Source organism: Vibrio sp. 3-2(1) (assembly GCF_963887575.1).
GTDB classification, from domain to species: domain Bacteria; phylum Pseudomonadota; class Gammaproteobacteria; order Enterobacterales; family Vibrionaceae; genus Vibrio; species Vibrio anguillarum.
Genome location: NZ_CAWPGB010000022.1, coordinates 106,905 through 120,891 on the forward strand (window position 1 = coordinate 106,905; position 13,987 = coordinate 120,891).

The 13,987-nt window shown below is 46.1% G+C and carries 10 protein-coding genes; 2 read left to right on the forward strand and 8 right to left on the reverse strand.

Features of this window, described 5'->3' with window-relative positions:
• Window position 1 precedes the first annotated feature (1 nt).
• From AACQ79_RS08725 to AACQ79_RS08740, 4 genes are all read right to left on the reverse strand, one after another.
• A complete protein-coding gene (locus tag AACQ79_RS08725) occupies window positions 2–2,278 on the reverse strand; it encodes a proprotein convertase P-domain-containing protein (RefSeq protein ID WP_170898949.1) in 2,277 nt (758 codons plus the stop codon).
• 9 nt (window positions 2,279–2,287) lie between these two features.
• Window positions 2,288–4,429, reverse strand: coding sequence for a TonB-dependent hemoglobin/transferrin/lactoferrin family receptor (locus AACQ79_RS08730; protein WP_129532894.1), 2,142 nt, complete (start codon window positions 4,427–4,429; stop codon window positions 2,288–2,290).
• Window positions 4,430–6,442 carry a prolyl oligopeptidase family serine peptidase gene (locus AACQ79_RS08735; protein ID WP_170898950.1) on the reverse strand — a complete coding sequence of 671 codons (2,013 nt, stop codon included), beginning with the start codon at window positions 6,440–6,442 and terminating at the stop codon, window positions 4,430–4,432. It lies immediately after the preceding gene.
• A 256-nt stretch (window positions 6,443–6,698) separates the two neighbouring features.
• Window positions 6,699–8,045: a DEAD/DEAH box helicase gene (locus tag AACQ79_RS08740; protein ID WP_026027154.1), complete on the reverse strand. Its 1,347-nt coding sequence runs from the start codon at window positions 8,043–8,045 to the stop codon at window positions 6,699–6,701.
• A gap of 395 nt (window positions 8,046–8,440) precedes the next feature.
• Here AACQ79_RS08740 and AACQ79_RS08745 point away from each other — a divergent pair, with 395 nt between their 5' ends.
• A complete protein-coding gene (locus tag AACQ79_RS08745; RefSeq protein ID WP_026027153.1) occupies window positions 8,441–8,710 on the forward strand; it encodes an Lpp/OprI family alanine-zipper lipoprotein in 270 nt (89 codons plus the stop codon).
• A 108-nt stretch (window positions 8,711–8,818) separates the two neighbouring features.
• On the opposite strand, the gene AACQ79_RS08750 is transcribed toward AACQ79_RS08745, so the two are convergent.
• Genes AACQ79_RS08750 through AACQ79_RS08765 form a run of 4 tightly spaced genes read right to left on the reverse strand, consistent with a single transcriptional unit; the run spans window position 8,819 to window position 12,953 of the window.
• Window positions 8,819–9,742 carry a L,D-transpeptidase family protein gene (locus AACQ79_RS08750; RefSeq protein WP_013868372.1) on the reverse strand — a complete coding sequence of 308 codons (924 nt, stop codon included), beginning with the start codon at window positions 9,740–9,742 and terminating at the stop codon, window positions 8,819–8,821.
• A 5-nt stretch (window positions 9,743–9,747) separates the two neighbouring features.
• A complete protein-coding gene (gene phrB, locus AACQ79_RS08755; protein WP_094131792.1) occupies window positions 9,748–11,160 on the reverse strand; it encodes a deoxyribodipyrimidine photo-lyase in 1,413 nt (470 codons plus the stop codon).
• A 16-nt stretch (window positions 11,161–11,176) separates the two neighbouring features.
• On the reverse strand, window positions 11,177–12,010 hold the full coding sequence (locus AACQ79_RS08760) for a MerR family transcriptional regulator (protein ID WP_129532897.1): 834 nt from the start codon (window positions 12,008–12,010) through the stop codon (window positions 11,177–11,179).
• A complete protein-coding gene (locus AACQ79_RS08765; RefSeq protein WP_026027151.1) occupies window positions 12,000–12,953 on the reverse strand; it encodes a YbgA family protein in 954 nt (317 codons plus the stop codon). Before AACQ79_RS08765 ends, AACQ79_RS08760 begins: the two co-directional genes overlap by 11 nt.
• A gap of 311 nt (window positions 12,954–13,264) precedes the next feature.
• Between AACQ79_RS08765 and deoD the strand changes: the two genes are divergently transcribed.
• Entirely contained in the window at window positions 13,265–13,975 is a 711-nt protein-coding gene (deoD, locus tag AACQ79_RS08770) for a purine-nucleoside phosphorylase (RefSeq protein WP_013868368.1), read from the forward strand.
• Window positions 13,976–13,987: the final 12 nt, after the last annotated feature.

The window sequence follows — 13,987 nt, forward strand, 5'->3', positions numbered from 1 at the left end:
GTTATGTGTTCTTCAGTTTAAGTGAAAAAATAGCCAACAAATTACGTCGTCTTATGGCGAATGCCGCGAGAGGAAGTAATAAGAGCAGTGAAGTCGAACCGCCACCTGTTTCAGGTGAAAGTGCGTTGGTCACAGGTTGAGGGCATTGATAGCCCGCTAGGCGGCCTACCCCCCATTCAATCAAGGTGCCGAAATTTCCCGGGTTGTAGTCAACCACTTCCAAACGCCAGTAGCCGCTTAGGGCTTCGCCTTGTAAAGAGCCCAATATGGCATCATGTGCCAGCACCCAATAGTCATCAAAACCATTGATGGCCGATGGTGCTTGGTTGAGTAATTCGACGCGTGTCCCTGCGGGTGAAATTAAGGTAACGCGCAGCTCTTGTAGCTCTGGGTGCGATAACTGCAGGCGAACCACAAAATCTTCATCAATCAATGCGTTGCCAACATCGATCGTCAAGCCATAGCTCTTAAATCCGGACGTAACCGTGTCTGCACCGTCAATACTGGCGTCTTTCAATACTGAATTTATGGCCACTGGCGGCGTTGCAAGCTGTGGCTTACCCACGATAAACGATAAAGTTTGCTTGTCAGATTGCATCGCAAGGTACGGTTGATATTGATAACTCGATTCAAGTTGTAGAGTCTGTTTGACTCCGCAGGTGTAGGTGGTTGGCAGCGCGATGCTCCATTGCTGCTGCTGGAATTTTTCGCTAGCGAAAGTAACGGTTTCACCTTGCAAAGTGGCTACCGTTTGTAAACTTGCTTGGCGATCCGTGGCCTGAATGTGCACGTTCAGCGGATCCGTTGGCATCACAAATCGACGTTCCAACAGGAATTTGAAGGGTTCTTGGACTAAGTTATGTTGCTTAAATTGCTGTAATAGCATCGCATCATAAGCGCGATGCGGGTACAGCTGTTTGGCGGTATACAGCATGCTTTCACTCAAATCATGCATTTTTAGACCACGACCTAAGCCGTACATTGATTCAAGAACAATACGGTCAAATTCAGAAAACGCTTCTTGACCGTACTCATTCACGGCCTGTTTCAGCGCTTGAAATAAAGGGGTAGACCACAATTCGTCACCCAACTCACCTGCAACACTTTCATGCGCTCGATACTCTGCGGATGCAAAATATTTTGCCCGCTGATTCCACAAACTGCGTGTCGAAATACGAGTACCAAAATAGCCATCCCAATTAAACACGGTGTCAATTTCGAACGCTTTTCCTTGTGCATATTGGCGGCGAAAACTGTGCGAACCCGCCCAATAGTCACCAAAGCCTTCACCAATCGCGCCCGAATGTCCATAAGCCCAATCGGGAACGATTTGATAATGAATTCCATGACCAAGCTCATGGGTAACCACGTCGGCATCTAATGCATCGGGCGAGCCCCCAACACCAAACAACACCGCTTTCGGGCCAACATAATAAGAAGAGTTGTTGCTAGATAAACCTCTCGCATCAAACCTCACGGGTTCACTAAACAGGGAAAAACCGAGCTGTTTGGTATAATCAATCGATTGATCAAGATGGTAAAAAGCCATCAACTGTACAAAGCGATCATCCAGCATTTCCATGGAGAGAATTTCAGCATCTGAGTTCCATTGCGCCACGTCTTCAGCGCTAAGTAAGCCAACACCGCTATCAACCCACTGCTTGGCATCATCTTGTTGCTGTATGGCGGTAGCATCAACTTGCCGTACTCGTTCATTGGCTAAGTAATATTTACCTGCACTTTGCAACATCTCGACATTCACACTTTGGTAGTGCGGCTGGTTTGGGTAATCAGCAAGGTCATTCCACGCCGAATCTGGCGCAGGCAATTGATCCATGGTTCTTAAATCGGGGTCAAAAAGTTGCACATTGATGCTCTGCACATCTCCCGATGAGAGCGCAGGCGGTTCATTCGCCACCAATCGGCGGGGCGATTCGAGCTCTGCCGCTACCAATGCAACGCCATCTCGCTCGACTGTGTTGTACAAACTTTTGAACACGCGCGTCACTACGCCGGACTGATCGGTCGAGAGCACTAACGCTTTTTGCGGTTGGTATTGGCCGTTCTGCCATACATCAAAGTTGTAATGATTTCCCAGTAAACTCTCGGTTTGATAACGAAACTTCAGCGTCCCAACATCAGGATAAAGCGAGCTCAAATACAGCTCAGCCGACTCTTTCGTTGAAATGGTCGTTTTCGCCAGTGGATAGTCCCACTCCCCCGCAAAGGCGGAATGGCTCAAGCATAGCAAGGTGCTCAGAACGATAATTTTTTTCATCTCTAGCTCCTAAAACACGTATTTAGCCGTAGCGGTAAAGTAACGCCCGGGCTCAGTGGAATAGAGAGTTTGACTTTGACTTACACCTGCGACGTCTTGGTAACGAACGTATTCACGGTCAAATAGGTTCATGATGTTGAGGCTCACATCAAGGTCACGCATCACTTGATAACTCACGCCAAGATCGACCGTAGACCATGCCGACGTTTGCGCGCATTGCGCTTTACGGCCTATATCATCAGAGCATGCTGGTGCTCGGTCCATCGAACTCGCCCAGTTCCAACGTGCGTAGGCATCCCAATCTTGCTGCTGGTAATTTAGTTGTCCATTACCTTCCCACGGCGTGATGGTACGGACGTATTCATCTTGATCATCTTTGCCATCCACATAACCCGCTTTGAACGTGGTTGACCAATGTTGATTCAGTTGATGGGCGAAGGTGAACTCCACGCCATACGTTTCGACGCCATTAATATTTTGGTACTGCTTGATCCAAGCGCCTCTATCGCTATCAAATCCCACATCTTTGGTGTCCATGAAATTGTCAAAGAGAGAGTAAAAAACCGCGACATAAGCTTGAGATTGGCCATTATCGTATTTTGAACCCAACTCAAAACTATCACTGGTTTCAGCCTGTAAATTCATGTTCGGCGCGATAAAAAACGGCGTCAGTGGAACAAAGCTGTGGTCTGCCGCACCGTAGGCTTTGTCATAGGTCGGAGCGCGGTAGCCGTGGTTGTAACTGAGGTAACTGTTGAATGATGGCGTCCACTGGTAAGCCACAGATGCGCTCGGTGACCATTCACTGGTTTGAATTTCACTAACAGCAAAACCAGCAATAGGTTGCTCTGACTGAGGAGTAAGGTTATTCAAATCAAAACGTAAGCCAGCGCTAAATGTCCACTGGTTAAGGCTAAATCTATCTTGCAAATAGACGCCAAAACCATAGGCCTTCGCTGGTGCAAACGGAATAATATTTTCGTAGGTTCCCCCATTGGAATCCTTGGTATCCACGTGACGAGGGCGTTCATAACGATTGGTATTAAGCACTGCACCGTAAATAAATTGGTGTTCGATGTTGTGGACTCGTGCTGCTTTTTCTAAATCAACCGATAGCCCTATCAACTGATCAGAAAAACTTTCATCGCGTCTCTCACGACGAAATTCAAGGGTGTCGAAAAAGGCATGTTCTTTGGTCAATAAGCGATTGGTTTGAGTATCACTTTGACTATCACGCCAGTAAAGCTTGGCGTCCACATGGTCTGCCCAGAAAGAAAGGGTATCTAATTGCACCCCCAATGATGCCGATAAGGTTTGGTGCTGTTCCTGTTCAAAAAATTCTTTGCTTTCCCATTTGTCATCGCGTTGAATGGAAGCAATGCCTTCTTTGCGGATGTTTTCATCTTTATAGGCGTTAAATTTTGCACTGAGTAACAGCGAATCATTGACCATGTGATCGTGGGCTAACGATGCACTGAATCCTTCAATATCTCGGTTATAGAGATCTTGGTTAAAGTTGCGTGTCTCTTCACCTTGCCAATATGAAATGGTCACCAAGCTTTCACCATTTCCATTGCGCACCGCTAGGGTGCTACTGCTCTTATATTGATTGCTGATCCCTGTGTAGGAGCCAGAGGCATCAATATAGAAATCACGTCCTTGCAAATAATCCGCCGGCGATTTTGTGGTGACAACCACAACGCCGCCGATCGCGCCCGAACCATGAATGGTAGACCCTGCCCCTTTCACAACCTCAATGCTTTTTATGTTGTCTAAGGCGAAAGTATTGCGGCCTACTTTGTCGTTAATGTCATTGGCACCATAGCCGTCCGATGCGGCGACGCCATCTTGAATGATCGCAATGCGGTTGCCCGTCATCCCTCGAATCGTGATGTTTTGTGGCCGACCAGCGCCACCCGTAACACTGATTCCGGGTTCATGACTCAATACATCATACAGTTCTGTCGCGCCTTGTTTTTCAATGGTTTCACCGTCAATCGCTGATATTGAGCCGGCGACTTTTGACAGCGGCTGTTCTACTTTATTGGCACTCACCACCACTTCTTCAAGCTTGGTTAGGCTGAATTCGGCATGCACTGACCCTACCGCAAGCACGCTAAGCACCGCTGCGGTGATTGGAGAAAGCTTCATTTACTGCTCCGCTTTTTTGTTTTTATCTATGGTAAGAAGAAAGGCGTATTCCACGGCCTGTTGCTGTAGTGCCTTACGTGAATCGCTACTGTGCCCGCTATTGAAGTCCGTCCATAACAAGTAAGGCCCGCTACCCGTACTCATCATCGACATTTTTTCTATGTATTTCGCGCCTTCCCAATAAGGGACACGGCTATCAAACCACCCGACACGGACGAGGGTTGGCGGATAAGGTTTGGCTTGTATATTGAGTAGTGGGTCATAAGCTTCAATTGCTGAGCGTTGCAATGGCTGGCTAGGATCTCCCCACTCTTCTCGCTGCTGCACCGAGAGTGAAGAGGAGTCTTCTGTGGACATGCTTCTAAGCACATCCACAAAAGGCACTTGCAGCACCACTCCAGCAAAAAGTGCTGGGTTTTGATTAACCGCGGCCGCAACTAAGGTTCCACCAGCGCTGCCGCCAATCGCATAAATAGCGCGTTGGCCGTTATTAAAATGCTGCAATGAAGAGGCGACGTTCAGGAAATCTGAGATGCCTATTTTTTTCAGAATGCCAGACCCAGCGCGGTGCCATGATTCACCGTGATAACCACCACCGCGCACATGAGCAATCGCATAAATTACGCCTTGATCCAATAAACTGATCACTTGTGGCATAAAGTACGGACGCATAGTGACGCCATACGCGCCGTAGCCATAAAGAAAGACGCTGGACTGTGCGCTCAAGGTGTCTTTTCGGTACGCCAAAGTGACAGGAATAGCCACGCCATCAACATCCACCACAATCTGTTGTGACTCATACTGTTCCGGTAAATAAGCAGGATAGTGGTCTTGACCCAGTCGCTTCCATTGTAAGCTTGCCACATCAAACTCACGCCAAACTCCTGCAGAAACCATCGACATTGAACGCACGCGCAGTTTATTGCTTTGCCAATCACCGTTATGAGAGACCCAAGCGACTTCACTTTCTGTTGCCAAAGGCTGTGATGCTCTCAACTTTCCATGCTGATCCATAATGGCTAGTTGAGAATGCTGTGCTTGGTTGGTTTTAACCACAACGCCAGCTTGATATAAATAAAAATTATCCAGCGTGGAATGATCATCTGGCGCATAAAAAAGCTGCCAAGGGTTTTCATTCATGCTCAGTAATCGACGGTAGAGTGCAAACTTGCCGTTGAGGTTACTATTGATGTAGAGCCAGCCATTAGCAACGTCTGCGTAGTATTCAATACCCGGCTGTGCGGCACGAAGCGGAAGGCTTAAGTGAGAGCTGTTGGTCTCTAAAATACGTTGTTCACTGCTGTTTTCGTTGTTGACTTGCACGAGGGCAAAATGCGGATCCGCCGCCAAATAGAGAGACACGATCCACTGCGGATCAGCCCACTCCCATAGGGTTTTTGTCTGCTTGCTCAGCACATCATAGCGCTGCAATAAGCGAGAAGAACGGCTTTCTTCTGCCGCCAAAAAATAGAGGTATTGGCCATTTTCAGACCAAATCGCTTGAGTCGTTGCAGATTGGCTAAGCACGATTTCCTGCTTCGATACACGATCCACCAGCGTCAGCGTGTAGTGCTCTTCCCCAGTCAAATCTTCGCTTAATGCAATAAAGCGGTCCCCTTTTGCCACCGCCCAATTGGCTAACTGGTAATAATCTGATTGCTGCTGTCTTACACTGATATTGACCAATCGCTCAATTGGGCTGTCTTCTGCGGTCTTTTTAACAATAAAACGTTCACCCTTAATCACTTGATCATGATAGTAATTTTGGTACTGGATGAGCCAAGGTGTCGGTGCTTTTACGCTCTTACTCTCTGACCATGTTTTGACTAGTGCATTAGAAAGTGGTGTGGCTTGATTGAGCCACTGTTGTGTTTTTTTATTGTGATCTTCAAGGTGTGCTCGAACCTTAGGCTGTCTACGCGAGCCATCTTCCAGCCACTGCAGTGACTCACCATAAGATGAATGAAAACAAGACAAACCAACAACAAAAGCAATGATATTGAGTAATTTCATTATGATCAGTGAAAACATAGCCAATTATTATAATGAGGCGCAGCTTGCCACTAAACGATAATGAGATCAATTATCATTTTTATATAAAATAGAGAAATTATGGGATTTATAAGGGTGAACGTTTGCGTGTATATAAAAACACCGCCAATTTGGCGGTGTTTTTATAATTAGTGTGAGGTTGTCTCAGCAAATACTGGCATTGAGTCCACCAGCAGATTCGATTGACCGAAAGGTCACGCTGACAAGACGCTCGCGGTTACTCATCGTCAACTTTAGGTGCAACTCTCTTTTTCGGCACAAATACCGCATCACCCACTGCCACATTCTGATAAAAGGTTTTATCGCGTTTAACGGGCTTCTTATTGGCAGTGTGCGCCTTGGGCTTAGTACTTTTAGTCTTAGCGGCTGCGTTTTTCTTAAAGGCCGGAACGCGTGGTTTTAGTCCGGTAAATTTACCTTTCAGATCATCAAATTGAGAGAACTCGATATCTTGCTGCAAAAAGGCTTCCACGCGCTTGAAACTGTCCCAATCTTTTGGGCCAACCAGCGAGATTGCATCACCTTTGTTACCCGCGCGGCCTGTACGACCAACACGGTGCACATACTCTTCCGTATGTTTGGGCATATCAAAGTTAATCACGTGCGTCACGTTCGCGATATCAAGGCCGCGTGAAGCCACATCCGTCGTGACCAAAATTTTAAATACGGCGCGCTCAAACTGGCTCATGATGGTGTTGCGCTGGTTTTGATTTAAGTTACCACTCAACGCAACAGCTTTCAGTTTCTGCTCGTTGAGTTTAAGCGTTAAACGCTCAGTATCAGAACGGGTTGCGGTAAAAATGATCACTTGTCGATATTCGGCTTCTTGCAGCACGCGTTCGAGTAACGCTTCTTTGTGATCAAGATGATCACAAAGGTAGAATTTTTGGGTGATGTCTTTATGCTCTTCGTTGACAACACCAATCGAAATACGTTTTGGATCTTTAAGCAACTCGGTACCAAAGTCATTCACTTGGCCGTGATCAAGCGTTGCGGAAAACATCAGTGTTTGGCGACGACGGTGGTTCGCTGCATGATGAATACGGCGTAGTTCCGGAGCAAAACCTAGGTCCAGCATGCGGTCAGCTTCATCAAGGATCAGCGTATCTAAACCATCAAGACGCAACGAGCGATGCTCTAAGTGATCCGCTAAACGACCAGGAGTCGCTACAATAAAACGGGGGAAACGGCGCAGTGCTTTTACTTGGTCGTTAAAGTTTTCCCCACCCACAATCAGCGTTGCTTCGTAGCTCAACCCACTGAGCATCGTACGCAGCTCACCGTACACTTGTTTGGCCAACTCACGTGTCGGAGCAAGAATCAGAGCTCTAGGGTCTTTTGCTGATAACGCTTTAGTTTTGAGAGACTTATGCAGCATTGGCAAAACAAACGCTAATGTTTTACCCGAACCAGTCTTAGAGGATGCCAACAAATCTTTACCTGCAATCGCCACGGGAACCGCTTGTTGTTGGATCTCTGTCGCTTGTTTGAAGTCATAGTGTTTGAGGGTCTTCAATAAGCGATTGTCTAAGCCTAAATCTTTAAACTGCAAAGGATTCTCCAAAAATTTGTAAAGTTGCCACAATAAATAGGGCAAGAGGTCAAAATGAAAACGCAATATGATAGCCCGAAAGGCGCTTAGATAGATAGAGATCACATAAAAATAATCAGCACGCACACTTTTTCAAGGCATAAGAAGATAGAAAATACGTCTCTTAACGATGAGACATAGCGGAGTAAATGGGCATAAATTGAAATTCTTGGATTATTTTGACGTTCGGCTACTGGGTGAACGCTAGAATAGTGTCTACAATTGAGTTCGTCACTATATGATGATTTCCAAAAAAGCGTATACCCAAACGACTTGACGTTGCAGGTAAACAGCACCGCTGTAGCTTCAAGTAGGAAAAGTATAATAGGGCATCATTGATAATAATCTTACAAACAAGGAGTTCAATAATGAATAAGATGTTAATTGCAGCTGCAGCCTCTTCTGTACTTCTACTTGCTGGTTGTGCATCAGGCCCTGATGACGCAGCAATGACGAAAATGGATCAGCTAAGCAACCAAGTTAGCCAACTCAGTGATCAAATTTCTGCACTTAAGAGCGAGCAATCGACACTTTCGTCTAAAGTAAGCCAAGCGGCTGATGCCGCTGCCGCTGCGCAAGAAGAAGCGGCTCGTGCAAACGAGCGTATCGATAATATTGCTCAGTCATACACGAAATAATTTCGTTATATTCCATAGCTGAAATTGCTTAAAAGGCTTGTTAATTCAAGCCTTTTTTATTGCTGCTATTACATGGTTCACCATTAATGAACTCATCAACTTCTTTAATTACTCCAATGAGGTTGAAAAATCTGCAGCCACAACTTCGACAGGCACACCATTTTGCGCCAAGATCACCGCTCTCGCTTTCGCATCTGATTTGTTAAATTCATCCAACCACCAGCGAAGTTCTTGCGGTACCTGCAACTCTTTTTTACTGCCGTTACTGCGCGTTAAAGGTTCATGAGCTTCAAGAAATACGCTTCGATCTGGCTCTAAGGCTAATTTTATCGGCTCATCAATTACTTTCACTTTCTCGCCACGCTGAACCTGCTTAAACAGCCATTCAATATCCTTGGGATCCATACGGATACAACCTGAGCTGACTCTCATACCAATACCAAAATCTTTGTTGGTACCGTGGATCAAATAATCACCCGCACCATAAGCGAGACGAAGCGCGTATTCGCCAAGCGGGTTATCTGGCCCAGCAGGCACCACCGCAGGCAGTTCAATACCTTTCGCTTTATATTCAGTGCGGATCGATTGAGGAGGTGTCCAAGTTGGGTTCGGCCGTTTTTGGCTGATAGTGGTTTCCATTTCGGGCGTGTCACGACCAATACGGCCAATACCGACGGGGAAAATATGCACTTTGCGTTTTTCAGGCTCAAAGTAATAGAGCCGCAGTTCCGCTAAGTTGATGACGATGCCTTCGTAAGCCACGCGCGGTAAAATAATTTGTGACGGAATGGTTAGCACAAACTCTTGCTGCGGCAAAAATGGGTCAATTCCTTTGTTAGCCGCCATCAAAGATAAAAACCCAACATCGTACTGTTTTGCAATTTGCGCTAAGGTTTCGCCCTGCTCAATCACGTGATATTGAGTTCGGCCAACCATGCTACTGCCTTCGGCAGGAAAATCATAAGTCGCGGCGAACGCGTTCACACTGAGCGCACCCCAGCAGCAACACAAAGAGAGTAGCTTGCGTAGCATGGTGATCAGGTATCCTTGGCGTCTTTATAGAGCTGTAAGGTTATCTCTCTTTCTACTTTATGATCAACCATTGGCGCGGGATATGACAAGGAATTGACGGCAGGGAATTTCCAAGGCGTGTGGATGTACTTATCTGGCAACGAAGCCAATTCAGGTACCCACTGACGAATAAAATCCCCTTTCGGATCAAAACGTTCCCCTTGGCTGGTAGGATTAAAAATTCGAAAATAAGGTTGCCCATCACACCCTGTTGAGGCGCACCACTGCCAACCGCCATTGTTGGATGCATAATCGCCATCCACTAATGTTTGCATAAAATATTGTTCACCAAGTCGCCAATCGATATGCAGATCTTTGGTTAGAAAACTGGCCACCACCATCCTTAATCGGTTATGCATCCACCCCGTTTTGTTCAGTTGGCGCATCGCCGCATCGACAATAGGGAACCCGGTTTGACCCTGCTGCCAACGTTCAAAGGCCGTTGAATTCTCCCACCAAGATACGTGTTTCCCCCAAGGTGCAAAATCTTTTCCCTTACAGAGATCAGGACGAAACCCGATCAGATGCTGATAGAATTCACGCCAAATAATTTCGCTCAGCCAAGTTTGCGCCCCTTCAGACAACCCAATATGTTGCGATTCAGCGTATAGGCGCGCCATACATTGACGCGCAGAAAGCGCCCCTATTGCGAGATAAGGTGACAGTGCGCTGGTCGAATCCAACGCGGGAAAATCACGCTGCTGGTGGTAGTTCTGTACCTTATCACGGCAAAACTGGCGTAATTTAGCGCGAATTGCATCGAACTCGACCACCCAATGATCACTGCTGATGCGTGGATAGCTGAACGAGCGGTGTTCGCTCCACAGCAACGGCTCAAGATCCTTTATGCGTTTATAATGTGTAGAAATAGGCGTTGGTAAAATTTGAGGAAGAGCCGCTTGTGATAACCACGCTCGTTTAAAAGGCGTAAAGACTTTGAAATAATCACCTTGCTTATTTTTGACCGAACCGGGGGCAATAATGCACTTATCGTCGTATGCTCGCCACTCGATCTGGCGCTCTAGGCAAAACTGGCTCGCCATCTCATCACGCTGCAACTCATTGATTTCATACTCGCGATTAACCAACACTGCGCTGGCATTAAGCTGCTTAGCCATAGCGGTAATCTGCTGCGCAGCATCAGCGTAATCATCGACTTCCTCATACAACAGAGCAATATTGAGTGCTTGCAGTTCACGTTGCAGCTCAAATAAACGCCGATAAATAAGATCCGCCTGCATCGGAGCAAGATGGTGTTTTTGCCACTGTGCTGGTGTTGCAATGAATACGGCAACAACAGGTTCTTCACCATCAATGGCGGCATGTAATGCCGTATTATCAACGGATCGTAAATCTCGGCGCAGCCAGAGTAATTTCACTGTACATCCTTACTGATTAATCTAACGAATGGTGCAGACGAGCAACCACATCTGACAACGAAAGCTTATCTCCCAGTGAGATACGCAATTTCCGTAACGCTTGAACTTGCTGCTCGGTTAGTGCTCGGTTGGCAAACAGCGCAACCTGTTGGTAGTTTGCTAAAGCATCATGATCAACAAGAGCGGTAAGATCTTCGACACCATCTAAGATAGTGAGGTTATAACCAGCTTCCACCTTTCCCACGAACCATAACCAAGCCAGTATGCTCGATGTTGGATCAAGATTAACGCAAAGACATTTTCCTTTAGTTGCCGCTTTGTTTTCCGCTTCAATGATCGAGCTCAACTTGCTTATCATCAGTGCCTGAAAAAGCCCTTTTTGCAAACTGCGCAACGGTCCTTTAACCCGCTCTAACGTGTCGATGACAGGAAAGACAAACTGCTGCTCAACAATCTCTAACGGATACTCTTTCAATACCGTAGCAATGGTTGATTCCGCTTTGCCTTTATTGAGATCCACTAAAGCTTGCAGCAATTGTTCTTGCTCTAAAAGCTCTGAGCCATGATTTGCCAAAGTATCAATGATGCTTTCACTGCCACTGAGCAATGCACTCACTTTGCCAATCGAAACCCCTTTCGCCAGCCAGCCTTGAATGATGCGAATCGTCGCAATATCCTCTTGTGAATAAAGGCGATGCCCTTTTTCCGTGCGCTGTGGCTGAACGAGGTGATAGCGGCGCTGCCATGCCCGCAAGGTAACAGGCTTTACTCCAGTCATCTCGGCAACGTCTCGAATAGCGTATAATTGTTCAGTCATCATGTTTTCAGTCAGTGGGTTCTCATAGTCCATAACGTAACCTTAACGTTTGTGGATAAGGCGATAAATAGTGCTGTTGCTGCAGATAAGCATCGGGATACATTTTTATGTAATGTTTGAGCAACGTAATAGGCGCAAGTAAAGGAAGCTCGCCAGTTCGATAGTCATCAATCAATTGCGCTAACTCTACTTTCTGCTCTTTGTTTAAGGCTCGTTTGAAATAACCCTGAATGTGCATTAGAACATTGGTGTTATTTTTACGGCTCGCTCTGTGTTTGAGTGCATCCATTAGCCCTTGGCGATAGTGCTCAATAAAATACTGTGGCGGATGCTGCTTGACTTCAGCCACCAAACGGCCGAGTTCTCGATACGCTTGCGGGTGATGCGCCATTAACGTCAATTTGTAGCGTGAATGAAAGGCCACCACTTTGCCCGGTGTCGGGTTGTCACCTATCGATTGATAAAAGTCATGTAAACAGTAGACACGCGTAATGAAGTTTTCGCGAAGCACAGGATCATGCAAACGGCCATCTTCCTCTACAGGCAACCACGGCATTTTACGCATCAAAGTGGCGGTATAAAGCCCAACGCCCTCTTTATCCGCTCGCTGATGCTTATAGACTTTGACTCTTTCCATGCCACATGTTGGGGATTTCGCACAAACGATATAACCACACAATTTCATCAATTCGAGTTCATCAACTTTTCGTTCTGAGAAATCGAACATGGCTTGCGTGTAATCTTTGGTTTCATCTTTAGTTTCAACCAGCGCTAAACGCTCTTCGTGAGAGATCAAGCGAATGGTAGGCCTTGGCACGGTTAAGCCAATCGCAACCTCTGGGCAAACGGGTATGAAAGAGAAATAATTCGTTAACTCTTTGGTCACAAAGTCACTCGCTTTGTGGCCAGAATCAAAACGGACTTGCTCTCCCAGCACACATGCACTGATCCCGATACGAATTTCTGGATTACTCATCGCCGCCTCATATACAAAAATATTTGTTGTATAATGTATAGCACACTCCAACCACCTTATACAAAATATATTTATGTACACATAAAAGGTAAACGTTTACCCAAATCGATTGCCTTACCACTTTCAACACTTTTAGTTATCAATGAGCCACAAAAAGGGTATTAACCTCCATTCTGTGACAAATCTCTCAAGGAACAGTGTCAGGTCTAGCTAGTATTGCCTCAACAAAACACATCAGATTCAACAGAATTAGTAATTTAATCCACTTATTGCGGATAAATCGCTGACTCGAAAACTTTGGAGTAACAACGATGGCAACCCCACACATTAATGCGCAAGTTGGTGATTTCGCTGAAACCGTTCTAATGCCAGGCGATCCATTACGTGCAAAATACATTGCTGAAACTTTTTTAGATGATGCTAAACAGGTTTGTGATGTTCGCAGTATGTTCGGTTATACCGGTACTTATAAAGGTAAAAAAGTATCCGTTATGGGCCACGGTATGGGCATTCCATCATGCTCGATTTATGTTCACGAGTTGATTTCAGAATACGGTGTAAAAAATATCATCCGTATTGGTAGCTGTGGCGCAGTTCGTGACGATGTCAATCTAATGGATATCGTTATTGGTATGGGTGCTTCAACCGATTCCAAAGTTAACCGCATCCGTTTTAACAACCACGATTTCGCCGCGATTGCGGATTACGGATTGCTTGAAACGGCCGTCAATCAAGCCCGCGCACAAAACGTGCCCGTGAAGGTAGGCAACGTGTTTTCCGCTGATCTGTTCTACACACCTGAAGGTGATTTATTCGAAAAAATGAATAAGCTTGGCATCTTAGGCGTGGATATGGAAGCGGCCGGTATTTATGGCGTTGCAGCGGATCTAGGCGCAAAAGCATTGACGATTCTTACCGTGTCAGACCACATCATTCGCGGTGAGAAATTAAGCTCTGAAGATCGCCAAACCTCTTTTAACGACATGATGAAAGTCGCGCTTGAAACCGCGATTAGTATCTAATTTTTAAACCTC